19 protein-coding genes and 1 tRNA gene are annotated in these 23,297 nt (G+C 66.1%); 6 read left to right on the forward strand and 14 right to left on the reverse strand.

The window, feature by feature from the left end; all coding sequences use genetic code 11:
• Positions 1–2: 2 nt before the first annotated feature.
• From BM115_RS01015 to hrpA, 5 genes are all read right to left on the reverse strand, one after another.
• On the reverse strand, positions 3–878 hold the full coding sequence (locus BM115_RS01015; protein WP_092289647.1) for an EI24 domain-containing protein: 876 nt from the start codon (positions 876–878) through the stop codon (positions 3–5).
• Positions 879–951: 73 nt separating this feature from the next.
• Positions 952–1,944, reverse strand: a complete 993-nt coding sequence (locus BM115_RS01020; protein WP_092289649.1) for a sterol desaturase family protein — start codon at positions 1,942–1,944, stop codon at positions 952–954.
• Positions 1,944–2,759 (reverse strand): polysaccharide deacetylase family protein, encoded by an 816-nt coding sequence (locus BM115_RS01025; protein ID WP_092289651.1) that lies wholly within the window; start codon positions 2,757–2,759, stop codon positions 1,944–1,946. The genes BM115_RS01020 and BM115_RS01025 overlap by 1 nt, the downstream gene beginning before the upstream one ends.
• Before the next feature lie 13 nt (positions 2,760–2,772).
• Positions 2,773–3,759, reverse strand: a complete 987-nt coding sequence (locus BM115_RS01030; protein ID WP_092289653.1) for a YVTN family beta-propeller repeat protein — start codon at positions 3,757–3,759, stop codon at positions 2,773–2,775.
• Positions 3,760–3,886: 127 nt separating this feature from the next.
• On the reverse strand, positions 3,887–7,900 hold the full coding sequence (gene hrpA / locus BM115_RS01035) for an ATP-dependent RNA helicase HrpA (protein WP_092289655.1): 4,014 nt from the start codon (positions 7,898–7,900) through the stop codon (positions 3,887–3,889).
• A 23-nt stretch (positions 7,901–7,923) separates the two neighbouring features.
• On the opposite strand from hrpA, the gene argA reads away from it, so the two are divergent.
• Together argA and BM115_RS01045 are read left to right on the forward strand one after the other, a co-directional pair.
• Positions 7,924–9,393, forward strand: coding sequence for an amino-acid N-acetyltransferase (argA, locus tag BM115_RS01040; RefSeq protein WP_092289657.1), 1,470 nt, complete (start codon positions 7,924–7,926; stop codon positions 9,391–9,393).
• Positions 9,394–9,520: 127 nt separating this feature from the next.
• Positions 9,521–9,793, forward strand: coding sequence for an oxidative damage protection protein (locus BM115_RS01045; protein ID WP_092289659.1), 273 nt, complete (start codon positions 9,521–9,523; stop codon positions 9,791–9,793).
• Between the two features lie 90 nt (positions 9,794–9,883).
• On the opposite strand, the gene rpiA is transcribed toward BM115_RS01045, so the two are convergent.
• Positions 9,884–10,570: a ribose-5-phosphate isomerase RpiA gene (rpiA, locus tag BM115_RS01050; protein WP_092289661.1), complete on the reverse strand. Its 687-nt coding sequence runs from the start codon at positions 10,568–10,570 to the stop codon at positions 9,884–9,886.
• Between the two features lie 146 nt (positions 10,571–10,716).
• Here rpiA and tal point away from each other — a divergent pair, with 146 nt between their 5' ends.
• Complete coding sequence (gene tal / locus BM115_RS01055; RefSeq protein ID WP_092290827.1) at positions 10,717–11,673, forward strand: transaldolase; 957 nt, start codon at positions 10,717–10,719, stop codon at positions 11,671–11,673.
• 4 nt (positions 11,674–11,677) lie between these two features.
• Here the strand turns inward: tal and BM115_RS01060 are convergent, their stop codons facing one another.
• The 3 genes from BM115_RS01060 to rnr are packed head-to-tail and all read right to left on the reverse strand — an operon-like array spanning position 11,678 to position 15,815.
• Complete coding sequence (locus BM115_RS01060) at positions 11,678–12,406, reverse strand: SIR2 family NAD-dependent protein deacylase (protein WP_177219830.1); 729 nt, start codon at positions 12,404–12,406, stop codon at positions 11,678–11,680.
• Between the two features lie 16 nt (positions 12,407–12,422).
• Positions 12,423–13,166 (reverse strand): 23S rRNA (guanosine(2251)-2'-O)-methyltransferase RlmB, encoded by a 744-nt coding sequence (gene rlmB / locus BM115_RS01065; RefSeq protein WP_092289663.1) that lies wholly within the window; start codon positions 13,164–13,166, stop codon positions 12,423–12,425.
• A 42-nt stretch (positions 13,167–13,208) separates the two neighbouring features.
• Entirely contained in the window at positions 13,209–15,815 is a 2,607-nt protein-coding gene (gene rnr / locus BM115_RS01070) for a ribonuclease R (RefSeq protein WP_092289665.1), read from the reverse strand.
• 69 nt (positions 15,816–15,884) lie between these two features.
• Here rnr and BM115_RS01075 point away from each other — a divergent pair.
• The 3 genes from BM115_RS01075 (at position 15,885) to BM115_RS01085 (ending at position 17,389) form a co-directional block, all read left to right on the forward strand.
• Positions 15,885–15,971: transfer RNA gene (locus BM115_RS01075), tRNA-Leu, on the forward strand.
• 306 nt (positions 15,972–16,277) lie between these two features.
• Positions 16,278–16,715 carry an Rrf2 family transcriptional regulator gene (locus BM115_RS01080; protein WP_092289667.1) on the forward strand — a complete coding sequence of 146 codons (438 nt, stop codon included), beginning with the start codon at positions 16,278–16,280 and terminating at the stop codon, positions 16,713–16,715.
• 62 nt (positions 16,716–16,777) lie between these two features.
• Complete coding sequence (locus BM115_RS01085; RefSeq protein WP_092289669.1) at positions 16,778–17,389, forward strand: NAD(P)-dependent oxidoreductase; 612 nt, start codon at positions 16,778–16,780, stop codon at positions 17,387–17,389.
• Positions 17,390–17,448: 59 nt separating this feature from the next.
• Here BM115_RS01085 and BM115_RS01090 read toward each other — a convergent pair whose 3' ends face one another.
• From BM115_RS01090 to hflK, 5 genes are all read right to left on the reverse strand, one after another.
• Complete coding sequence (locus tag BM115_RS01090; protein ID WP_092289671.1) at positions 17,449–18,018, reverse strand: phosphoribosyltransferase; 570 nt, start codon at positions 18,016–18,018, stop codon at positions 17,449–17,451.
• Positions 18,019–18,167: 149 nt separating this feature from the next.
• Complete coding sequence (locus BM115_RS01095; RefSeq protein WP_092289673.1) at positions 18,168–19,511, reverse strand: adenylosuccinate synthase; 1,344 nt, start codon at positions 19,509–19,511, stop codon at positions 18,168–18,170.
• A 177-nt stretch (positions 19,512–19,688) separates the two neighbouring features.
• Positions 19,689–20,840, reverse strand: a complete 1,152-nt coding sequence (locus BM115_RS01100; protein WP_092289675.1) for an ATP phosphoribosyltransferase regulatory subunit — start codon at positions 20,838–20,840, stop codon at positions 19,689–19,691.
• Positions 20,841–21,004: 164 nt separating this feature from the next.
• Positions 21,005–21,904, reverse strand: a complete 900-nt coding sequence (gene hflC / locus BM115_RS01105) for a protease modulator HflC (RefSeq protein WP_092289677.1) — start codon at positions 21,902–21,904, stop codon at positions 21,005–21,007.
• Positions 21,905–21,915: 11 nt separating this feature from the next.
• On the reverse strand, positions 21,916–23,259 hold the full coding sequence (hflK, locus tag BM115_RS01110; RefSeq protein ID WP_092289679.1) for an FtsH protease activity modulator HflK: 1,344 nt from the start codon (positions 23,257–23,259) through the stop codon (positions 21,916–21,918).
• Between the last annotated feature and the right edge of the window lie 38 nt (positions 23,260–23,297).

Consider the following 23,297-nt stretch of genomic DNA (forward strand, 5'->3'; position numbering starts at 1 on the left):
GCTCAAGATTGTTCAATGCGGCGCACGTCGCCCGGCGCCAGGTCGATCACGTCGGTGGCGGGCGGCGGCGGGGGTGCCGCGGCGTCGCGCTCGGCGCGCAATTCAGCCAATGCCCGGAGGCAGAAATGGCCGAACCAGAGCGCCGAGAAGATAAAGATCAGCACGTACAGCCACAGCGTGCCGGCCAGCACCACCGGAAACAGGAAGATGATGACAGCCGACCAGACCCACAGCAAGGTCGGCGCGGAGCCAAGCAGGCCCACGGCCACGCCGATCATCAGCAGCGAGGTGCGATGGCGCTTCATCAGCGTCTTGCGCTCCTCGGCCGTGGCGTGTTCGGCCAGGGCGTCGTAGGTCATCACGCGGTAGGTGAGCCAGCCCCACAGCACGGGCGGAATCAGCGCGAAGAACGGCGGAATCAACCATAGCGGCATCGTCACGAGCACCAGCAACAGGAACACCACGGTGTTGCTGAGCGCCTGGAACACGCTGCCGGCGACGCTGCCGCCGCGCGCCTTGACCAGCCCCGGATAGCTGCGGTCCAGGTGCTTCACCACGGCCGGCACCGAGAACAGGCTGATGAAGATCAGCATCGACGCGATCACCAGCGGCACAGCCAGCGTCAGCACGAACAGCGGCGCCACCACGGTGCGCAGCGACTGCAGACCGAGCCAGTCCAGCGCGGAGTAGATCCAGCTCGTGAAAACGGAGCCCTCGAGGATGGCGCGAGCGCCGCCCATGATCGGGTCCCAGCCCCACCAGATCAGGCCGCCCCATAGCACGGTGGCGAGGACGAATGGCACCAGCGTCAGCATCAGCATGCGCGGATGCAACTGGCTGATCAGGGCACGGCCAAACGAGCGAAAGATATCGTTCATGCAGGAAAGCGGTCGGGAAAACCTTCAGAGCCTAGCACAGGCCGAAAAGATCCCACGCCGACGACATTCCCGGTCAGCGGAGCCGTAGCAGCCGCTTCAGGCCCAGCCACTGCTGGGACAGGAATCCCGCGCCGTAGTCGCGGCCGTGGCCGGTGGGCGGCGGAAGCTGGTCCCGGATGCCCGTCGGATGGTAGGCCTCGACGAACCGGGCGGTGCGGAACAACATGTCCCACCACGGAAAGATCACGCCGTAGTTGCAGCCGCCAAGCCGCACCGGCTTGCCCGCCGCCTGCTGCTCGTGGCCGAGCCCCACCGCGTGGTGCGTGCGATGGAAGCGCGGCGAAACCAGCAGCCGCTCCCCGAGCCAGCCGAAATGCAGTCGCAGGTTGGCGTGCTGGAGGCTTTGCAGCAGTTGCGAAAGCGCCACCAGCAGCACGTACTGCGACGGCTCCACGCCAACCGCCAGCGCCACGGTCGCAAAAACTGCGTCACGTAGCATATCGTCCAGAAGATGGTTGCGATTGTCGCTCCAGAGCGTCATCTGGCGCTGGCTGTGGTGCGTGGCGTGCAGGCTCCACCACCAGCGATAGGTATGCGAAAACCGGTGATACCAATAGTCGAGCAGATCGAACAGCAGCAGGTAGACGAAGAAGCTGACCAGCGGGATCGACGTCACGCCGGGCCACCAGTCCTCCACGTTGATCCGCTGCCAGCCCAGCAGGCGCAGATGGCCTTCGAGGCCATCCATCAGCGGCGCCAGCACGAAGAACATCGCGAGCCGGAACAGGCCCAGGCGATGGATCATCGTATAGAGCATGTCCGTGCGCACGGCGGCGCGGTCCGTCACCGGCTCCACGGGTCGCAATTTCTCCAACGGGCCGAGGATCAGCACCATCACTGCGATCTGCACCACACCCACTAGCAACCATTCGGTGCCTGTGAAGGCGTCCTCGGCATAGCCGCCGAAGCCGAGGTGGTAGACCACCGGCAGCACCACGCCCTGGAATACCGTGGCTTCCACCTGGCCTACCCAGAGGCTGATCCAGTTCGTGAACGCGTCCCACATTACCGCCGGCCCTCCGCCCCGTGCTGCTGGAACCAATCCTTGTAGCGGGGATGCTCGCGCAGCGTGGCGAAGCAGAAGCCCTTCTGTTCGAGGCCGGTCAGCAGCGGTTCGAGCACGCCCGGTGCCCAGGGGTCCTTGCGCGACCAGATGCCGAGGTGCGCCATCGTAATATCGCCATCCCGGAGGTCGCGCAGCGCGCGGTCCAGCAAAGCCCGGTTCGGAAATTTCTCGGAAGACAGTTCGTCGCCGAGGAAGCCGGCCGGCGCCCAGCCCACGTGCTTGAAGCCGCATTGCTCGGCCCAGGCCAGCGTCTGCGGGGCGGTGCGGCCGCCCGGCGCGCGCCAGATCGGCGCCATCGGCTGGCCAGTCATCGACCGGAATGCCTGGGCGCTGCGGCGCAGTTCCGTGCAGAAGGCGTCGGCAGTCATCGCGACGTCCTTGCCGCCCTGCGCGCCAAACTGCGGACGCATCGTCACCTTGTCCCCGTGCACCCCGCGCAGGTAGACGTGATCGAACGTATGGGAACCGAACACGTGCCCATCGGCGGCCAACGCTTTCCAGTAAGGAGCCCAGGTCGGGTCCAGCGAGTTGTCATGATTGACGGTCGGCTCGCTGGCCAGGAAGAACGTGGCGCGGATATGATGCCGGCGCAGCGTGCGGGCGATCAGTTCCGCCTGGCTCATGCTGCCGGTGTCGAAGGTCAGGTACAGCGTACCGGCACGGCAACTGGCGGCGGCGTCCGCCGCCGAGGCAGCACCGGCCAGCGCCAGCATCGCGGCCAGCATGGCAAGAATACGAATCAGCAGCCGAGCCATGTCGAACCCTGCCTCAGTAGAGCGGCGCCCGCGTGCGGAAGTAGATACCGTGTGGCGACTTGCCCACGCGGATGGTCTTGACCAGCTTGCGGCTCGCCACGTCGATCAGCCCCACCGAACGCGCCCAGCGGAACGTCACCCAGAGTGTCTTGCCATCGGCGGTCAACTCCATGTCGTCAGGCCCCGGCAGCAGGCCGGTGATATCGCCAACTTTGGACAGCGTCTGCTGGTCAATGATGCTGATGGACCCCGAGACGCGGTTGGTCAGGAACAGATGACGCTTGTCGCCCACCGCGCGGAAATTGTGCGCGCCCTTGCCGGTCTGGATCTGCTTGACCACGGTGCGCGTGCGCCAGTCGATCACGGCCACATAGTCGGCGCCGGTCATGCCCACCAGCAGGTATTTCTGGTCCGGCGTCACCCAGATCCCGGCCGGCGCCGAGCCGGCGTCCATGGTCCAGAGCACGGTCAGCGAATTGAGGTCGATCGCGGCGATCTGATCGCTGTCCTGCAGGGTGATGAAGGCGATCTTGCTGTCCGCCGTGAACGCGATATGGCTGGGCGTCTTGGGCAGCGGGAATTGCTTGGCGATCTTGAGCTGGTGGCCGTCCCAGCGGTAGACGTCCACGCGGTCGAGCCGGTTGCCCGTCGTCACGAACCATTTCTGGTCCGGCGAGAAGCCGATCTGGTACGGATCGTCGATGTTCGGTACGCGCTGCTGCACCTTGCCGGTCACCGGATCCAGGAACACCAGGTCGTTGCCGACCGCGTTGGCCACGATCAGCGACTTGTCGTCAGGCGTGGCAATCAGGTGGTGCGGTTCCTTGCCGACGGGGAAGGTTTCCAGCACCTTCTGCGTGTCCTTGTCGATCAGGGTGACGGTTGCATCACCCGAATTAAGGATCGTCACAACCTCCGCTTGCGCGGGGGCGGACACCACTGCCAATGCCAGCGCGCCGACCGACACCACGCTAGACACAACACGACGCAACGAGAGCATAAGACCGTCAACCATGAGGAATCGGGCATTCTAACGTTTGAGCCGGGGGTTACGCTGACCGTTTGCGCGAATTTATCTTTCGCCGGGCATTCCGACACAAATCGTGGTTTTCCACACGAACTCCGCGTCAGCGCTGCATGGACTCCCACACCTTCTGCAACCGCTTGACCGACATCGGCACCGGCGTGCGCAGCTCCTGCGCGAACAGCGCGATGCGCAGCTCCTCAAGCATCCATCGGAATTCGTCCAATCGGGCATCTTCGGCCCCCCTGCCCTGCGTGCGGAGCTGTTTCTCGGCGCGCTGCCACTGTTGCACCAGCGGTGTCATCTCCTGGGTGCGCTGGCTGTCGCGGCCGGGGTCGCCCTTGAGCTTGTCCACGCGCATCGCCATCCCCTTGAGATAGCGCGGGAAGTGCACGAGCTGCGTGTATGGCGTATCGATCACGAACGACTTTGTCATCAGCCGCGCCAGTTGCGCCTCCATGTCCTGGTGGGCGGAGCCGAACGGCTTGGCCTGGAGCAGCTTGCGCGGAAGTCCCGCGTACTCGGCCAGGATCGCGCCCACCAGCCGCGCCATCTCCTGCGCCAGCAGCGACAGCCGCGCGCGCCCCTCGTCCTTGCGGGCGTTGAACTCGGCCTCGTTGCGCGGCAGCGGCGGCTGCATGCAGGCGCGCTCCAGCGTGACCATCACGATCTGGTTGCGCAGTTCCTCCTGCGTGCCCAGGGTCATGTACTGCATCGCCATTTGCTGAAGATTCGGGATGTTCTTCTCGATGAACTTCACCGGCTCGCGGAGCTGGATCGCGAACAGTCGGCGCAGCCCCGTATGGTGGATGCGTGCCGCCTCCTGCGGGTCGTCAAAGACCTCCACCTCGCAATGGTCGCCATGATCCACAAGGGCCGGATAGCCGAACAGGGTCTGGTTGCCCTTGCGGATTTCCAGCAGTTCGGGCAGTTCGCCGAACGACCAGGACGTCAGGTTTTCGTACTGGCCGGCCTCGGCCGCGGGCACGTCGCGGGCGGCAATGTTCTGGAACGACTGCTGCGCCTGTCCGCCGAACTCGGCTCGCAATTGCGCCAGATTCCGCCCCATTTCGAGCTGTCGGCCATGTTCGTCGATGACCTTGAAGTTCATCGCATGGTGGGCCGGCAGGGTCTCCTGCTTGAAGTCTGCGCGGCGCACCATCGTGCCGGTCTGCTCGCGGATGTCGGCAATCAGCACGTCGATCAACTCGCCCTCGCCGAACGGCTGGCGGTCGACAAACCCGCCCGCGTACTCGGGCAGCGGCACGCAGTGGCGGCGCAGCTTCTGCGGCAAGGACTTCAGCAGCAGGTGCACCTTCTCCTTGATCATGCCGGGCACCAGCCATTCGGTGCGCTCGGGCCGCACCTGGTTCAGCGCGTACAGCGGCACGGTCAGCGTCACGCCGTCGCGGTGGCTGCCGGGCTCGAAGTGGTACGACAACCCCATGTCCACGCCGGCAATCGGCAGCAGCTTCGGGAACAGGTCGGTCGTGATGCCGGCCGCTTCGTGCCGCATCAGTTCGTCGCGGTTCAGGTACAGCAGCTTGCGATCCTTCGCGCTCTCCGCCTGGTACCACGTCTCGAAGCTGGTCTGGTTATGGGTGTCCGCCGGGATCGCCCGGTCATAGAAGGCGTAGATCAGCTCGTCGTCCACCAGCACGTCCTGCCGGCGCGACTTGTGCTCCAGATTCTCAATTTCGCGCCGCAGCCGCTGGTTGTGGGCGTAAAACGGCAATTTCGTGTCGAATTCGCCCTCCACCAGCGCGCGGCGGATGAACAGCTCGCGCGCCTCGGCCGGGTTCATCGGCCCGTAGTGCACGCGCCGATGCTGGTAGATGGGCAGGCCGTACAGCGTGCCGCGCTCCATCGCCAGCACCTGGCCGGCCTTCTTTTCCCAGTGCGGGTCGCTCCAGCTCACCTTCAGCAGATGGCTGCCCACCTGCTCGATCCATTCCGGCTCGATCCGCGCCAGCGTGCGTGCGAACAGCCGGCTCGTCTCGACCAGTTCAGCGGCGATGATCCAGCGGCCCACCTTGCGCGCGATCAGCGAGCCCGGCCACAGGTGGAACTTGATGCCGCGCGCGCCCAGGTACTCGCGCCCGCGCCCGTCGGCCTCGTCCAGCTTCAGGCCGACGTTCCCGAGCAGCCCGGTCAGCAGCGCCTTGTGGACTTGCTCGAACGTCGGTTCCGTCTCATTCAGGCGCCAGCCCTGCTCGGTCACCGTCGTCAGAAGTTGCGAGTGCACATCTCGCCACTCGCGCAGCCGCACGTGCGAGAGGAAGTTGGCGCGGCACTGGTCCTGCAGCTGCCGGTTGGTCTTCTTGTGGGCCACTGCCTCCTCGAACCACTTCCACAGCTTGACCCACCCCAGGAACTCGGACTTTTCGTCCATGAACTTGCGATGGGCCTGGTCGGCGGCTTCCTGCGCCTCCTGCGGACGGTCGCGCGGATCCTGCACGGACAGCGCGCTGGCGATGATCAGCACCTCGCGCAGGCACTGCTGCTCGCGCGCGGCCAGGATCATGCGCGCCACGCGCGGGTCCAGCGGCAGCTTGGCCAGTTGACGGCCAGTGCCAGTAAGCTGGTTGGCCTCGTCCACGGCGCCCAGTTCCTGCAGGAGCTGGTAGCCATCGGCAACCGCCCGGCCCAGCGGCGGCTCGATGAACGGGAACGACTCGATGTCGGTCAGCCGCAGCGCCTTCATGCGCAGAATCACCGCCGCCAGCGACGAACGCAGGATTTCCGGGTCGGTGAAGCGCGTACGGGCGATGAAATCGGATTCCTCGTATAGACGGATGCAAACGCCATCGGCTACCCGGCCGCACCGGCCCGCGCGCTGGTTGGCGGCGGCCTGCGAAATCGCCTCGATCTGCAACTGCTCCACCTTGTTGCGGTACGAGTAGCGCTTGACGCGCGCAAGCCCCGTATCCACCACATAGCGGATGCCCGGCACGGTCAGCGAGGTCTCGGCCACGTTGGTCGCCAGCACGATCCGCCGCGCGTTCGATGGCTTGAACACGCGCTCCTGCTCCTGCACCGAGAGCCGCGCGAACAGCGGCAGGATCTCGGTATGCGGAGGATGGTGCTTGCGCAGCGCCTCGGCGGCCTCGCGGATCTCGCGCTCGCCTGGCAGAAAGACGAGAACGTCGCCGGGGCCGAGCCGGCACAGTTCGTCCACGGCCTCGACAATGCCGTCGTACAGGTCGCGCTCGCGGGCCTGGGCGGATTTCGGCGCGGCGTCGGGCGGCGCATCGGACTGGATCGGCCGATATCGCACTTCCACGGGATACAGCCGCCCGCTGACCTCGATCACCGGCGCCGGCTTGCCGTTACGGGCGAAGTGCTCGGCGAACCGCTGGGCGTCGATCGTCGCGGACGTGATGATGACCTTCAGGTCCGGCCGCTTGGGCAGGATCTGGCGCAGGTAGCCGATCAGGAAGTCGATGTTGAGGCTACGCTCGTGCGCCTCATCGATGATGATCGTGTCGTAGGCACGCAGCAACGGGTCGTTCTGCGTCTCGGCCAGCAGGATGCCGTCCGTCATCAGCTTGACAGAGGCGCCGGCGGACATCGTGTCGTTGAACCGCACCTGATAGCCGACGTTCTGGCCCAGCGGCGTGCCCAGTTCCTGGGCGATGCGCTTGGCCGTGGACGTGGCGGCGATCCGCCTGGGCTGGGTGTGGCCGATCAGGCCGCCGCCTTCCTTGCCTTCCCGCGCCGGGCCACGGCCGATCGACAGCGCGATCTTGGGCAGTTGGGTGGTCTTGCCGGAGCCGGTCTCGCCGGACACGATCACCACCTGGTTGGCCTGCAGCGCGGCGGCGATCTCGTCCCGGCGCGCGGAAACCGGCAGCGCTTCGGGAAAGGTGATCTCGGGCAGCGGATTAGCCATGCGGACCGGGCGCACGGGGCGCGGCTGGCGCGGCTCGCGCGGCTCTCGAGGGGTCTGGGCGTCGCGCGGCGGGCGCGGCGCGCGCTCCGGCCGCGGCTCGCGCCGCTGTTCGGAAGACTCCTGGGGCCGCTGCTCGGGAGGCTGGCCCGCCGGGCGCGCCTCACGTGATGGACGGGGCGGGCGTGGCGGCCGGGAAACAGGTTTGACGGGGCGTTGTGCTGACATTGGCCGGGATTATAATCCGCGGCATGAACGCCAGAACCTCCAATGCGCAGGCGCCTGCTCCGGCCCCTGTCGCCCCCGACGAAGACGCCCCCGCTGCCCTGAGCGCAGCCCCCCTCCCCGTCGCCGAACCCGCCACGCCGATCCCGTCCGCCACGGCCGCCGCCGAGTTGGCCGAGGCCAGCGGGCCGGACCACCAGCAGTTCGTGGATTGGCTGCGCGCCGTCGCGCCTTATATCCACGCCTTCCGCGGCAAGACCTTCGTGATCGCCTTCAGCGGCGAGCTGGTCAAGGCCGGCGTGCTCAACGCGCTCGTCAACGACGTGGCCCTGCTGCACGCCATGGGCATGCAGATCGTGCTGGTCTTCGGCTCCCGCCCGCAGGTGGAGGAGCAGTTGGCATTGCGCCATGTGGAATCCCAGTACGCGGACGGCGTGCGCATTACCGACAACGCCGCGCTCGAATGCGCCAAGGAGGCGGCCGGCGAGCTGCGCCTGGACATCGAGGCCGCCTTCAGCCAGGGCTTGCCGAACACGCCGATGGCTGGCGCGCAGCTGTCGGTGGTCTCCGGCAACTTCATCACCGCGCGGCCGGTGGGCATCGTCAACGGGGTCGATTACCAGCACACCGGGCTGGTGCGCAAGATCGACAACGACTCGATGCACATGTCGCTCTCGCACGGCAAGGTGGTGCTGCTGTCGCCGCTGGGCTTTTCGCCCACCGGGCAGGCGTTCAACCTGTCGATGGAAGACGTGGCCAGCGCCACCGCCAGCGCGCTGAAGGCCGACAAGCTGATCTACATCACCGAAGTGCCCGGCGTGCCGGACCCGGTGGGCAAGCTGATGAAGGAAATGTCGCTGCGCACGGCCGTGGAACGGTTGCAGAACAACCACCTGCCGCCGGACGTGGCCTATTACCTGGAACATCTGGTCAAGGCGCTCAAGGGCGGCGTGCCCCGCGCGCACTTGATCCCCTATTCGCTCGACGGCTCGGTGCTGCTCGAGCTCTTCCTGCACGATGGCGTAGGCACCATGGTGTCCGACACCGACCTGGAAAGCCTGCGGGAAGCCACGCTCGATGACGTGGGCGGCATCCTGCAACTGATTGCACCGCTCGAGGCCGATGGCACGCTCGTGCCACGTGGACGTCACCTGATCGAGCGGGATATCGGCAATTTCTCGGTGATCGAGCACGATGGCGTGCTGTTCGGCTGCGCCGCGCTCTACGAATTCCCGCGCGAGAACATGGGCGAGATGGCCTGCCTGACGGTCTCGTCCGAGGCCCAGGGCACTGGCGACGGCGAGCGGCTGCTCAAGCGCATCGAGCGCCGCGCCCGCGCGCTGGGGCTGGACCGGCTGTTCGTGCTCACCACGCGCACCGAGCACTGGTTCCTGAAGCGCGGCTTCGTCCACGCCACCGTGGACGACCTGCCGGAAGACAAGCGCAAGCTCTATAACTGGCAGCGCAAATCGATGGTGCTCATGAAGAAACTGTAACGCCGGCAGGGCCAAGCCCAGCCTTGGCCGGGCTTGGCTACAATAGCGGCCACGCAGCCGCCCAGAACCGGCATCACGAATCGGCGTCCCCTCGCACCACAAAAGCGCCACGAACAAGGAGTTTCACATGGCCCGCACGGTCCATTGCATCAAGCTGAACAAGGAAGCCGAAGGCCTCGACTTCCCGCCGCTGCCGGGCGAACTCGGCAAGAAGATCTGGCAAAGCGTGTCGAAGGAAGCCTGGGCCGGCTGGCTCAAGCATCAGACCATGCTGATCAATGAGAATCGTCTGAACATGGCCGACACCCGCGCGCGCCAGTACCTGCTCAAGCAAACCGAGAAGTACTTCTTCGGCGAAGGCGCCGATGCCGCCGCCGGCTACGTGCCGCCGGCGAACTGATTCGCCAGTCTGGAAAAACGAAAAGGGGTGCTTTATCAAGCACCCCTTTTTCATGGGCGGCCGGTTAGGCCGCCCGGGCCACGCTTCCGGTCAATAATCGGTGCGCTGCACACCCTGCTCCGTGCCCAGCAGCAGCACGTCCGCGCCACGCAGCGCGAACAGCCCCACCGTCACCACACCCGGGATCTGATTGATCTGCTGTTCGATGTCCTTCGGCTGGGTGATGCGCAGCGCCGAGACGTCGAGGATCACGTTGCCGTTGTCGGTCTTGTAGATGCCGCCTTCCTTGGTCATGCGCAGGCGCGGCTGGCCACCGAGCGCGGCCAGCTTGCGCGCCACGGCTGCACGTGCCATTGGGATCACCTCCACCGGCAGCGGGAACGCGCCGAGCGTGTCCACGAGCTTGCTGCCATCGGCGATGCAGACGAAGCGGCCGGCCACGGCGGCCACGATCTTCTCGCGCGTCAGCGCGCCGCCGCCGCCCTTGATCATCGCGCCCGAGGCGTCGATCTCGTCGGCGCCGTCCACGTAGACGGGAATCTCGTCCACTTCGTTCAGGTCCAGCACCTGGATGCCATGCTGCTGCAGGCGTCGCGTGGAAGCCTCCGAGCTGGACACCGCGCCCGAGAAGCGCTCCTTGAACGCCGCGATGGCGTCGATGAAGAGGTTGGCGGTGGAGCCGGTGCCGACGCCGAGTACGGCGCCCTGGGGCACTTCCTGCTTCACGTAGTCGGCGGCGGCTTGCGCCACCAGCGCCTTGAGTTCATCCTGCGTCATGTGAAAACAGCCTGATTGCTTGGGGGGAAACGCGTAGTGTAGCGGATCGGCGTGTGACGGCGTTGTTTCCAACCGTGCCAGCGCCGTTACAATGAATGCTGACTTCCCAAGCGGGCGGCAACTGACGGAACCGGATGGAACAGATCATGACCGAGCTAGAGCAACTGAGACAATTCACCACGGTAGTGGCCGATACCGGCGACTTCCAGTTGATGAAGCAGTACACGCCGCAGGACGCGACCACCAATCCGTCCCTGATTCTCAAGGCGGTGCAGAAGGCCGAATATCGGCCCCTGCTCGAGCAGGCCGTGCGCGACCATCATGGCAACGCGGGCCTGGACGCCGTGATGGACCAGCTCCTGATCGCCTTTGGCTGCGAGATCCTGGCCATCGTGCCGGGCCGCGTGTCCACCGAGGTCGATGCACGGCTCTCGTTCGACACCCAGGCCACCGTGGACAAGGCGCGCCACCTGATCGGGCTGTACGAGCAGCGCGGCGTGGCGCGGGAGCGCGTGCTGATCAAGATCGCCTCCACCTGGGAAGGCATCAAGGCGGCCGAGATCCTCCAGCGCGAAAACATCCGCTGCAATATGACGCTGCTGTTCTCACTGGTGCAGGCCGTGGCCTGTGCCGAGGCCGGCGCGCAGCTGATCTCCCCGTTCGTCGGCCGTATCCTCGACTGGTACAAGAAGCAGGCAGGTGACAAGTGGGACGCCGACGCCAATGCCGGCGACAACGACCCGGGCGTGCGCTCGGTGCGGCAGATCTACGACTACTACAAGAGTTTCGGCCATGCGACCGAGGTGATGGGCGCGAGCTTCCGCGGCACCGGCCAGATCCTGGCCCTGGCTGGCTGCGACCTGCTGACGATCAGCCCGGAGCTGCTCGAGCAGTTGGCGGCTGGGCGCGGCACGGTCGAGCGCAAGCTGTCGGTAGAGCATGCGCAGGCAGCGAATGTGGCGCGCGTCGTGGCCGACGAGCCGGCGTTCCGCTGGCAACTGAACGAGGACGCGATGGCCACCGAAAAGCTGGCCGAAGGCATCCGCCTGTTCGCGGCCGACGCGGTGAAGCTGGAAAAGCTGGTGGGAGAGCTGGCCGCCTAGGCCCTTACCACAGCGCCGGCAGGCACTGCCCTGCTGGCGCCGCCAGCACGAGGTCCGCGGTGGCGTCCAGCGCCGACGGCTGCGGATTGACCACGATCACGAACGCCCCGTTCTCCCTGGCCATGCCCGGCAGCGCCGCCGCCGGATACACCAGCCCCGACGTGCCGACCACCAGGCACAGATCGCAGGTCTCCGCCGCGTGCTCGGCGCGATAGCGCGCCACGCGCGGCAGATCCTCCCCAAACCAGACCACCCCGGGCCGCATCATCGCGCCGCACAGCGCGCAATGCGGCGGCTCGCCCGGTACCGGCGGCACCGTGTCGCAGTGTCCGCAGCCATCCAGCCATTTGTTGGCGAACAGGTTGCCGTGCAACTCGATCACATGCTGGCTGCCGGCCTGCTGGTGCAATCCGTCGATATTCTGCGTGACCAGCGTGACCGGTTTCTGGTCCGCCAGCTGCGCCAGCGCGAAGTGCGCGGGGTTGGGCTGGGTGGCCGAAACCATCGCGCGGCGGTGCTCGTACCACTGCCAGACCAGCGCCGGCTGGTGCCGGAACGCGGCCTCTGTAGCGAGATCTTCGGGGTCGAAGCGGGCCCAGAGGCCCGTCAGCGCGTCACGGAACGTCGGCACGCCCGATTCCGCCGAGACCCCCGCGCCAGTCAGCACGAAGATCTGGCGCGCCGCCGCGATTCGGTCGCGCGCCTGGGCGAGCAATGCCGCGTCCAGAATCATCGCCAATATGCCGATGTCAGCGCGGCAGTCGGCGCTGGCGCACCGCCTCGTACAGGCAGACGCCGCTCGCCACCGACACGTTCAGGCTTTCCACGCCGCCCGCCATCGGAATGCCGACCAGCTCGTCGCAGGTCTCGCGCGTCAACCGGCGCATGCCCTCGCCTTCGGCGCCCATGACGATCGCCATCGGGCCCTTGAGGTCCAAGTCGTACAGCGTCTTCTCGGCGCCGTCGACCGTGCCGACCACCCAGATGCCGCGCTCCTGCAGCTCGCGCAGCGTGCGCGCGAGGTTGGTCACGGTGATGTAAGGCACGGTTTCGGCCGCGCCGCTGGCCACCTTGGCCACCGTGGTGTTCAGCCCGACGCTGCGATCCTTCGGGGCGATCACGGCATGCGCGCCGGCGCCATCGGCCACGCGCAGGCAGGCGCCGAGGTTGTGCGGATCGGTCACGCCATCGAGCACCAGCAGCAGCGGCGTGCCTTCGATGCTATCGAGTAGTTCGTCCAGATTGAGCGCCAGCGAGATGTCGTCGGCACGCGCCACCACGCCCTGGTGGCGATCGGTGCCGGCCATGCCGCGCAGGCGGTCGGCATCCACCGGATGCAGGCGCACGTTCAGGCTTTCCGCGAGGCGGATGAAGTCCTGCATGCGGCGGTCGCGCCGGTTGGATTCGATATAGATGTCGGACACGCTCTTCGCGTCTTGGCGAAGGCGTGCGTTCACGGCGTGAAAGCCGATCAGGAGTTTGTGTTTGGCCATGGCGGGATTGTACCCGCCATGGCCACCCCGGCGCCGCGTGTTTTAACGCTTGCGTGCCGGGCGCGCGGTCTTGGCCGCCGCCTTGGCGGTGCGCTTGGCCGTGGGCTTGCGCGGCTGCTCGAGGTGCGCGGGCTTGGGCTTGGCCGCGCGCTTGGCCGGCTTGCCGCCGGACTTGCCATGCGGCGCATGACCCACATGCGGCTTCATCGGCGTGATCACGGCCTCGAACACCGGCTGCTCCTCGATCACGCGGTCCAGCGTCTCGTCGAACGATTCCTCAGGCTTCGACGTGCCGCCAAGCAGCGCCGCCAGCTGACGGCCCTTCTTGCGCGCGGGCACCGCATGGGCGGCCGGCACGCGCGGTTGCACTTCGGGTCCCGTCGTGCGGGCGCGCAGCGTCTTGGCCGACGGCTCCTGCACCAGGCGGAAGTCGATCTTGCGAGCGTCCAGGTCGACGCGCGACACCTGCACGCGCACGCGGTCGGTCAGCCGATAGCGGATGCCCGTGCGCTCGCCGCGCAGTTCGTTGCGAGCCTCGTCGAACTGGAAGTAGTCGCTGCCCAGTTCGGTCACGTGCACCAGCCCTTCGACATAGAGTTCGTCGAGCTGCACGAAGATGCCGAAGGAGGTGACCGCGCTGACCGTGCCGGCGAAGTCGCTGCCGAGCTTGTCGCGCATGAAGTAGCACTTCAGCCAGGCCTCCACATCGCGGGAGGCCTCGTCAGCCCGGCGCTCGTTTGCCGAGCAGTGCAGGCCCAGCTCATCCCAGATGGCTTCGTTGCGCTTGGCCCGGGCGGCCGAGTTCTGCGCCTTCTTCTCGGCATCGGCCGCGTTCAAGCGGCGCGCCTTGGGCGAGACCGCTGTGTTCAGCTCGGTGCCGTGCGCGAACGCCGGTTGGTACTTGGTGTGCGCCAGCACGGCCTTGATCGCGCGGTGCACGAGCAGGTCGGGATAGCGACGGATCGGACTCGTGAAGTGGGCGTAAGCCTCATACGCGAGGCCGAAGTGGCCGATATTGTCGGGGCTGTAGACCGCCTGCTGCATCGAGCGCAGCAGCATGGTCTGGAGCATCGGCGCGTCGGGGCGGGACTTGATCTTGTCCATGACCTCGGCGTAGTCCGATGCCTGCGGCTTGTCGCCACCGCCCAGAGACAGGCCGGACGTGCGCAGGAACTCTCGCAGATTCTTGAGTTTTTCCTCGCTCGGGCCCGCGTGGATGCGGTACAGCGCCGGATGCTTGAAGCGCTCGAGGAAGTCGGCCGCGCAGACGTTGGCCGTCAGCATGCACTCCTCGATCAGCCGGTGCGCGTCGTTGCGGGTGCGCGGCAGGATCTGCTCGATCTTGCCCTGCGCGTTGCAGACGATGTAGGTCTCGGTGGTGTCGAAGTCGATCGCCCCGCGCTCGCGGCGCGCCTTGAGCAGGACCTGGAACAGCTCGTACAGGTTCTGCATGTGCGGCACGAGGTCACCGCGCTTGTGCGCCTCGGGACCCTTGGTGTTCGACAGCACGGCCCAGACCTCGTTGTAGGTCAGGCGCGCCTTGGAGTGCATCACCGCCGGGTAGAACTGGTAGCCCTTGAGTTCGCCCTTGGCCGTGATCACCGCGTCGCAGACCATGCACAGGCGGTCCACGTGCGGGTTCAGCGAGCAGAGGCCGTTGGACAGCTTCTCGGGCAGCATCGGAATCACGCGGCGCGGGAAGTAGACCGACGTGGCGCGGTCCAGCGCATCGGCGTCCAGCGGCGTGCCTGGGCGCACGTAGTGCGACACGTCGGCAATCGCCACGATCAGGCGCCAGCCCTTGGCGCGGCCGATCTTGACCGGCTCGCAATAGACGGCATCGTCGAAGTCGCGCGCGTCTTCGCCATCGATGGTGACCAGCGGGATGTCGCGCAGGTCGATGCGATGGTCGAGGTCGGCTTCGCGCACCTCGTCCGGCAGCCCCTGCGCTTCCTTGGCGGCGGCCGGCGAGAACGCATGCGGCACACCGTACTTGCGCACGGCGATCTCGATTTCCATGCCGGGATCGTCGATATCGCCAAGAATTTCCACCACGCGGCCCACGGGCTGCACGTAGCGGTCCGGATACTCGATCAGCTCCACGCTGACCACCTGTCCCACGCGGGCCTTGCCCTGCTGCTTGGGCGGAATCAGAATGTCCTGGCCGATGCGCTTGTCCTCGGGCGCTACCACGAGCACCCCGTTCTCGGACAGCAGGCGACCAATCACATAGCGGTTGGCGCGCTCGACGATCTCGACGATCTGCCCTTCCGGGCGGCCACGGCGGTCGTAGCCCACCACGCGCACTTGCGCGCGGTCGTTGTGCATCGCCTTCTGGAGTTCGCGCTCGGGCAGGAAGACATCGTCCTCACCGTCATCGCGAATCAGGAAACCGAAACCGTCGCGGTGCCCCTGCACACGGCCGACGATGAAATTCGGTTGGTGGGCCAGCTCATAGCGGCCCTTGCGGTTCAGTTCGATCTGGCCGTCGCGCTCCATCGCGGCGAGGCGCTTCTGGAAGCCGTCGTGCTCCTTGCGCGTGACGGCCAGGGCCTTGGCGATATCGCCTGCCGATTGCGGCGACCCCGAAGTTCTCAGCACGCCGAGGATTTCTTCCCGGCTAGGGATCGGATAGTTGTTCTGATTCAATTTTTCTGGAAACTATTTGACAAACGTTTTACGGTCGCTATAATGGCGGCTTCGGTTGTTTCGACACCTGCCCAGGTGGCGGAATTGGTAGACGCACTAGGTTCAGGTCCTAGCGGTGGCAACACTGTGGAGGTTCGAGTCCTCTCCTGGGCACCAGGTTTCAGCGAGAAGCCCGCAACGCAAGTTGCGGGCTTTTTGTTTTGCGGCATCGCTATGATTTTCGCGTTGCCGACGCTGATCCGAGAAACCTGCAAATCCGCACTCCCCTCTACGCCATTCTGGCTTGTGAATTCATTGGCGGCACGGCGCCGTCGATGAGTGTATCAGTTTCAGTGCCGATTCCGGCATTATCCGGCACGATTCGGCCACCCTTCGCGAAAAACAAACGGCAACAATGGCCATTTACCGCGTTGACAGTTCGACCATCTGTAACTAAGATGGTTTCACATTGAGATTTCGTTCATGAGCACCAGCAGCCGGTTTGCCGTCGCCGTTCACACCCTGACCCTGCTCGCGCAGAGCGACGGCCCCGTGCCGTCGTCGATGATCGCCGGCAGCGTGGGGACGAACCCGGCGCTGATCCGGCGCATCATCGGCGCCCTGACCGACGCCGGATTCGTGGCCACAACGATGGGCAGCACCGGCGGCGCCACGCTTGCGCGGCCCGCATCGGCCATCACGCTGCTCGAAGTGTTTCGTGCCGTGGAGACACCGTCGATGATCACGCTGCACCAGAGCGCGCCCAACCCAGCCTGCATGGTCGGCCGCGAGATCACCGGGGCGCTGCGCCAGGTGGCAGACCGGGCGCAAGCTGCCATGGACGCCACGCTCGCGGACATCACCATTGCCGGCATGCTCGCGGATGTCGAACACGCCGCCGCGCAGCGCCGCAAGCGCTGATTTTTTTACCTCGATATGTAACCATTTTGGTTTCATATCGCCACTGTGAAGGAGCAACACCCATGAAAATCGCCATCATCGGCGCCACCGGCAACGTGGGCACCCGCCTCACCGATGAAGCCCTGCGCCGCGGCCACACCGTGACCGCCCTCGCCCGCCAGGCCAGCAGCCTGCCGGCACGCACCGGCGTGACGCCGCGCAACGTGGATGTGGCCGACGGCGCAGCTCTCGCCGCCGCCCTGCGGGGCCACGACGCCGTGATCAGCACCGTGCGATTCCTGCAGGCCAAAGCGCCGCAGATCGTCGATGCGGTCAAGGCCGCCGGGGTCGAGCGCTTGCTGGTGGTGGGTGGCGCAGGCAGCCTGTTCGTGGCGCCCGGCGTGCAACTGGTCGACACGCCGACGTTCCCAGCCCAGTACAAGGACGAGGCCGCCGCAGGCCGTGATTTCCTGAATGCGCTGCGCGGCGAAACCGCGCTGGCGTGGACGTTCCTGTCCCCGTCCGCCCTGTTCCTGCCGGGCGAACGCACGGGCAAGTTCCGGCTCGGTGGGGAGGAACTGCTGGCCGATGCGGCCGGCAAGAGCACGATCTCGATGGAAGACTACGCGATCGCCATGCTCGACGAGATCGAAGCGCCGGCGCATGTGCGCCAGCGGTTCACGGTCGGCTACTAGTCCGGCTACTGAGTCCGGATCGCGGATAGCGCAGCCGACATGGCGATGGCTCGGCCGGCTCAGGCCGCCGAGTCGTCGTCCAGCAGCGAGGCGCGCTTGCCGCGCTTGAGCCAGGCCGCCAGGTTGTGCGGACGCAGCGTGTCGTATTCCTCGAACGGCTGGTGGATCCAGGGGTTCGACGGCAGGAACGTCACATGGTAATCCGGCTCCACCTTCGAGCACGCCTTGTACCAGAGCACGGCCGAGCGCACGTCGGTCACGGCCGGATAGCGCTCCTTCAGGTGGCGGCCCACACGTTCCAGCGTCACGCCGGAATCTACGAGGTCGTCCACGAGCAGGATCTTGCCGGACAGCTCGCCGCGCGTCATCGTGATGTACTGGGCGATGTCGAGATCGCCCTGCTGCGTGCCCGCCGCCTCGCGGTAAGAGCTGGTGGCCAGGATGGCCAGCGGCACGTCGAAAATCCGCGACATCTGGTCACCCACGCGCAGGCCGCCGCGTGCCAGGCACAGGATCTTGTCGAACTTCCAGCCCGACTCGTGCACGTTCAGCGCCAGCCGCGCGACCAGGCGGTGGTAATCATCCCAAGAGACCCACAGGTTCTCTTCGTCATTGGTAGGCAGGTTCATGATCTGTTTCTTCTCTCAGGTCAGGTCTCTGGTCGATGACCGATAGACAAAGCCGATAAAGCTTCGGCCCGCATTCCGCGGGCCGATTGGCTTGGTGAGGCCGCGACACTCGTGGCGCCGCGATCATGCTCACGGGTAATACCGATACGTCAGGCCACCTGGTACGGGTGGCGCAGCAGGATCGTTTCGTCGCGGTCCGGACCGGTCGAGATCATGTCGATCGGAATGCCGACGACTTCCTCAATCCGCTTCAGGTACACGCGGGCCGCCTCGGGCAGCGCGTCCCATTGCTTCACGCCGAACGTCGACTCGTTCCAGCCCGGGAATTCCTCGTACACCGGCACGCAGGCGGCCACGGCATCCGAGCCGCGCGGCAGGATGTCGACGGTCTTGCCGTCGAGCTCGTAGCCCACGCACAGCTTGATCGTTTCCAGGCCGTCCAGCACGTCGAGCTTGGTCATGCACAGGCCCGAAACGCCGTTGATCTGCACCGAACGCTTCAGCGCGGCGGCGTCGAGCCAGCCGGTGCGACGCGGACGGCCGGTCACCGAGCCGAATTCCTTGCCGACGTTGGCCAGGCGCACGCCCACGGCGTCCTGGCGCGCGGGGTTGTCGTTGTCATACAGCTCGCTCGGGAATGGGCCCGCACCGACGCGCGTGCAGTAGGCCTTGGTGATGCCGAGGATGTAGTTCAGACGGCCCGGGCCGACGCCCGCGCCCGCTGCAGCCGCACCAGCCACGCAGTTGCTCGACGTGACGAACGGATACGTGCCATGGTCCACGTCCAGCAGCGTGCCTTGCGCGCCTTCGAACATCAGGTTGCCGCCGCTCTCGTTCACGGCGTACAGCTCGGCCGACACGTCCGCCACCATCGGCTTCAGGCGCGGCGCGTACGACAGCATCTCGTCGAGAATCTGCTGGTAGTCCACGGCTTCGGCGCCCAGGTACTGGGTCAGCATGAAGTTGTGGAATTCCACGTTCTCGCGCAGGCGCTCGGCGAAGTGCTTCGGATCGAACAGGTCCTGCACGCGCAGCGCGCGGCGGGCAACCTTGTCTTCGTAGGCCGGGCCGATGCCACGACCGGTGGTGCCGATCTTGGCGGCACCACGGCGCGCTTCGCGGGCCTTGTCGATGGCTACGTGGTACGGCAGGATCAGCGTGGTGGCTTCGGAGATGCGCAGGCGGTTCTGCACCTGGAGGCCGGCGGCCTCGAGTTCCTCGATCTCACGGAAGAGTGCCTCGGGCGACAGCACAACGCCGTTGCCGATGTAGCAGACGGTGCTCTCGCGCATGATTCCCGACGGGATCAGTCGCAGGATGGTCTTCTTGCCGCCGATGATGAGCGTGTGGCCAGCGTTGTGGCCGCCTTGGAACCGCACCACGCCTTTTGCATGATCGGTAAGCCAATCGACGATTTTCCCTTTGCCTTCGTCACCCCACTGGGTTCCGATCACGACGACATTGCGTCCCTGGCCTACTGCGGATGCGGACATGTTGAATTGGTCAGAAGGTTAAAAACGTATTCTACTCTCGTTGCCGGACGGTTCCCGATTTTCGGGCGCACGTATGACACCGCGACAGCGATTTTGCGCCGAAAAAAGGCGCAAAAAGTCACATGGAGAGCGGAGGAAAATGCCGGAACGCGTCGTGCGAACCGGCTGAATCGGGTCTTAGCGCGGTACCACCACCCAGGCATCGCCCTGACGAACCAGCTGCCGGTCGCAGTTGAATTCATCGAGCTCATGAGTATGGCCGGGCAGCGACTGAATCACGATCTCGCCGGTCGCGCGCAGCGACGCGATGGTCGTGCGCAGGCCCGGATCGGCGTCCCACGGGGCGTAGATTGCCAGCGCGCGGACTTCCACCGGCGACAGTGCCGCCACCTCGCGCAGATCGAGCGAGAAGCCGGTAGCCGGGCGCGCGCGGCCGAAGGCCTCGCCGACCTTGTCGTAACGGCCGCCACGGGCCACGTAATTGGGCAGACCCGCTACGTAGGCCGTGAACATCACGCCGCTGTGATAGTGGTAACCGCGCAAATCGGAAAGGTCGATGTTCACGCTGGCGCCGCGTACCTGCGCGGCCAGCGCCGACAGCTCGTCCAGTGCGCGGCCGATGGCCGGGCTGGCCGGCAGCGTCGCGCGGGCGCGCTCGATCACCTCGATGCCGCCGTAAAGCGTCGGCAGGGCCAGCAGCGCGTCGCGCTCGGTCTGGGGCAGGCCTTCGGTCAGCACGCGCAGTGCGGGCACGTCCTTGGTCTCCAGCGCGGCAAACATCGCGTCCTCGATCTTGCGGATCGACGGCAGGCCGTCCAGCAGCGCCTCGAGGATGCCGGCGTGGCAGAGGTCCAGCCGCACATTGGTCAGGCCGGCAGCATCAAGGGCGGCCAGCATCAGTTCCTGGATCTCGACGTCCGCTTCCAGGCCGGCATGGCCGTAGATCTCGGCGCCGATCTGCAGCGGCTCGCGCGTGGCATGGAAGCCGGCCGGGCGCGCGTGCAGCACGTTGCCGGCGTAGCACAGGCGCGTCACGCCGGGACGATTCAGCAGATGGGCGTCGATGCGCGCCACCTGCGGCGTGATGTCCGCGCGCAGGCCCATGGTGCGGCCCGACAGTTGATCCACCAGCTTCAGCGTGCGCAGGTCCAGGTCATGCCCGGTACCGGTCAGCAGCGACTCCAGGTACTCGAGCATCGGGGGCATGACCAGCTCGTAGCCATAGGTGCGGAACAGGTCCAGCATGCGGCGGCGCAGTTCTTCGATCTTGCGCGCTTCCGACGGCAGGACGTCGGCAATGTTTTCGGGCAGGAGCCAGTGGTTGGACATGGTGAATCTCTTCTCTCAAAAACGGTTTCAGGCCGGCTGGTCTGACCGGCCGGCCTGGCTATCCGGCGCGGACGGCGGCGCACTTCGGCGCGGCCCCTCCAGCCGGACAAAACCCCGGGCGGGCCGGGGTTTTGTCGAACGCACGCGAGTCTGCGCGTGCCGCCCTACTTCTTGCCTGCGGGTGCGGCAGCCGGACTTCCGCCGGACGAGCGCATATAGCGGAAGAAGTCGGAATTGGGCTCCAGCACCATCACGTCACGCTTGTCGCGGAACGTGTTGCGATAGGCCTCCATGCTGCGCCAGAACTGCGCGAAGCTCGGATCCTTGCCGAAGGCATCGGCATAGACCTGCGATGCCTTGGCATCGCCCTCACCCTTGACCACCTGGGCGTCGCGATAGGCCTCGGCCAGCAGCACCTCGCGCTGGCGGTCGGCATCGGCGCGGATCTTCTCGCCCTCTGCGGCACCGGTGGAACGCAGCTCGTTCGCCACGCGCTTGCGCTCGGCTTCCATGCGGCGGTAGACCGATTCGCTGATGGCGGGCAGCAGGTCCACGCGCTTCAGGCGCACATCGAGGATCTCGACGCCCACCGACTGCGCGTACTCGGACATGCCGGCACGAATGTTCTGCATCACCTTCTCGCGCTCGCCAGCGACTACGTCAGCCACGGTGCGCTTGCCAAACTCCTCGCGCGCCACGGAGTCGATCCGCTGCGTCATGCGATCCTGGGCGCCGCGCACGTTGCCGTTGAACGCCACGAAGAACTTGCGCGGATCGGTGATGCGCCATTTGACGAACCAGTCCACCACCATGCTCTTCTTCTCGGCGGTCAGGAAACGCTCGCTGGCGGCCACGTCGATCGTCTGCAGGCGGCGGTCCATGAAGACCACGTTCTGCAGCGGCGGCGGCAGCTTGAAGTGCAGGCCGGGCTCGCGCACCACCTGCTTGATCTCGCCGAACGCGAACACCACGGCGTACTGGCGCTGGTCGACCACGAACAGCATCGACGACACCACGGCCAGCAGGATGAAAAGTCCAATCGCGAAGGAAATCAGTCGGTTCATGACGGGTCTCCTCAGCGCGAATCGCGGTCGCGGTTGCGCATGCCTTCGCGCGACCGGATGTCGGTGCCTGCCTCGGGCACGGGCGGTGCGCTCGTGCCCGGCGTCGGCGCGGGCGTGGCGGCGGTGCCTTGCACCTGCGACATCAGCTTGTCCAGCGGCAGGTACAGCAGGTTGTTGCCGCCCTTGGCGTCGATGAGGATCTTGTTCGTGTTGGCGTAGATCTGCTGCATGGTTTCCAGATAGATGCGATCACGCGTCACCTGCGGCGCCTTCGCGTATTCCGTCTGCACCGAGCGGAAACGGGCCGCATCACCCTCGGCCTGCGCCACCACGCGGGAGCGGTAGCCCTCGGCCTCTTCCTTGAGGCGGGCGGCAGTACCCTTGGCACGCGGCAGGATGTCGTTGGCGTACGACTGGCCTTCGCTGATCGCACGCTCGCGATCCTGGCTGGCCTTGTTCACGTCATCGAACGCAGCCTGCACCTGCTCGGGCGGCTGCACGCTCTGGACGTTGACCGAGATCACGCGGATGCCGGTCTTGTACGCGGACAGGATCGTCTGGATCGACTTGGCCAACGACTGCGCAATCTCCTCGCGGTTCTCGTACAGCACCGCATCCATCTTGTTGCGGCCCACGATCTCGCGCACCGACGTCTCGGCGGCCTGCGTCACCAGTTCCTCATCGCCACCGCGGTCGGTCTTGTTGAAAAACAGGAATTCGCCGGCGTCCTGGATGTCGTACTGCACCGTGAAACGGACGTCGATGATGTTCTCGTCCTGCGTGAGCATCGACGAGTCCTTGAGGTTGCTGTCCTTGATCGACGTGGCACGGCCCACTTCCACCGAGCGCACGTTCGACAGGTTGACCACCTCGGCCGACTGAACCGGCCAGGGCATGCGCCAGTTGATACCGGGGCCGGTCGTGTACTTGAACTTGCCGAACTGCAGGATCACGGCGGTCTGGCCTTCCTGCACCATGAAGAAGCCGCTGGCCAGCCAGATACCGACCACGGCCGCCACGATGATGCCCATGCCGATGTTCGAACCCTTGCCCGGCGTACGGGGGCCGTTGCCGAAGTTCGGGCCACCCCCGCCGTTGTCCTTGCGGCCCAGCAGGCCGTTCAGGCGGCGGTTGAAGTCGCGCCACAGTTCGTCGAGGTCGGGCGGGCCGTCCTGCGGCCGCTGGTTCTGCTGGCGATTCTTATCCTTGTCCTTGTCTTCATCGTCCTGACCGTTACGGCCCCAGCGGGGATCGTTCAGCGAGAAGATGGCGCGCAGGCGCGACCAGCCTGCAGGATGCAGGGCTTGGCTGCCTGGCACAGAGCGCGAGTCAGGATTCCGTTGGAACAGGGGCATGAAGTGCACGGGTCCGGGAAGTTTGGAACAGGGGGATT

It is taken from the genome of Cupriavidus sp. OV096, assembly GCF_900115455.1.
Taxonomy (GTDB): Bacteria; Pseudomonadota; Gammaproteobacteria; order Burkholderiales; family Burkholderiaceae; genus Cupriavidus.

Coding starts and splice junctions, on each gene's coding strand:
- BM115_RS01090 (WP_092289671.1), bottom strand. CDS start 18,018: ATGAACCTGCCTACCAATGACGAAGAGAACCTGTGGGTCTCTTGGGAT.
- BM115_RS01080 (WP_092289667.1), top strand. CDS start 16,278: ATGAGCACCAGCAGCCGGTTTGCCGTCGCCGTTCACACCCTGACCCTG.
- rlmB (WP_092289663.1), bottom strand. CDS start 13,166: ATGGCCAAACACAAACTCCTGATCGGCTTTCACGCCGTGAACGCACGC.
- tal (WP_092290827.1), top strand. CDS start 10,717: ATGACCGAGCTAGAGCAACTGAGACAATTCACCACGGTAGTGGCCGAT.
- argA (WP_092289657.1), top strand. CDS start 7,924: ATGAACGCCAGAACCTCCAATGCGCAGGCGCCTGCTCCGGCCCCTGTC.
- hrpA (WP_092289655.1), bottom strand. CDS start 7,900: ATGTCAGCACAACGCCCCGTCAAACCTGTTTCCCGGCCGCCACGCCCG.
- BM115_RS01085 (WP_092289669.1), top strand. CDS start 16,778: ATGAAAATCGCCATCATCGGCGCCACCGGCAACGTGGGCACCCGCCTC.
- BM115_RS01025 (WP_092289651.1), bottom strand. CDS start 2,759: ATGGCTCGGCTGCTGATTCGTATTCTTGCCATGCTGGCCGCGATGCTG.
- BM115_RS01060 (WP_177219830.1), bottom strand. CDS start 12,406: ATGATTCTGGACGCGGCATTGCTCGCCCAGGCGCGCGACCGAATCGCG.
- BM115_RS01015 (WP_092289647.1), bottom strand. CDS start 878: ATGAACGATATCTTTCGCTCGTTTGGCCGTGCCCTGATCAGCCAGTTG.
- hflK (WP_092289679.1), bottom strand. CDS start 23,259: ATGCCCCTGTTCCAACGGAATCCTGACTCGCGCTCTGTGCCAGGCAGC.
- BM115_RS01030 (WP_092289653.1), bottom strand. CDS start 3,759: ATGCTCTCGTTGCGTCGTGTTGTGTCTAGCGTGGTGTCGGTCGGCGCG.
- BM115_RS01045 (WP_092289659.1), top strand. CDS start 9,521: ATGGCCCGCACGGTCCATTGCATCAAGCTGAACAAGGAAGCCGAAGGC.
- BM115_RS01020 (WP_092289649.1), bottom strand. CDS start 1,944: ATGTGGGACGCGTTCACGAACTGGATCAGCCTCTGGGTAGGCCAGGTG.
- rpiA (WP_092289661.1), bottom strand. CDS start 10,570: ATGACGCAGGATGAACTCAAGGCGCTGGTGGCGCAAGCCGCCGCCGAC.
- hflC (WP_092289677.1), bottom strand. CDS start 21,904: ATGAACCGACTGATTTCCTTCGCGATTGGACTTTTCATCCTGCTGGCC.
- BM115_RS01100 (WP_092289675.1), bottom strand. CDS start 20,840: ATGTCCAACCACTGGCTCCTGCCCGAAAACATTGCCGACGTCCTGCCG.
- BM115_RS01095 (WP_092289673.1), bottom strand. CDS start 19,511: ATGTCCGCATCCGCAGTAGGCCAGGGACGCAATGTCGTCGTGATCGGA.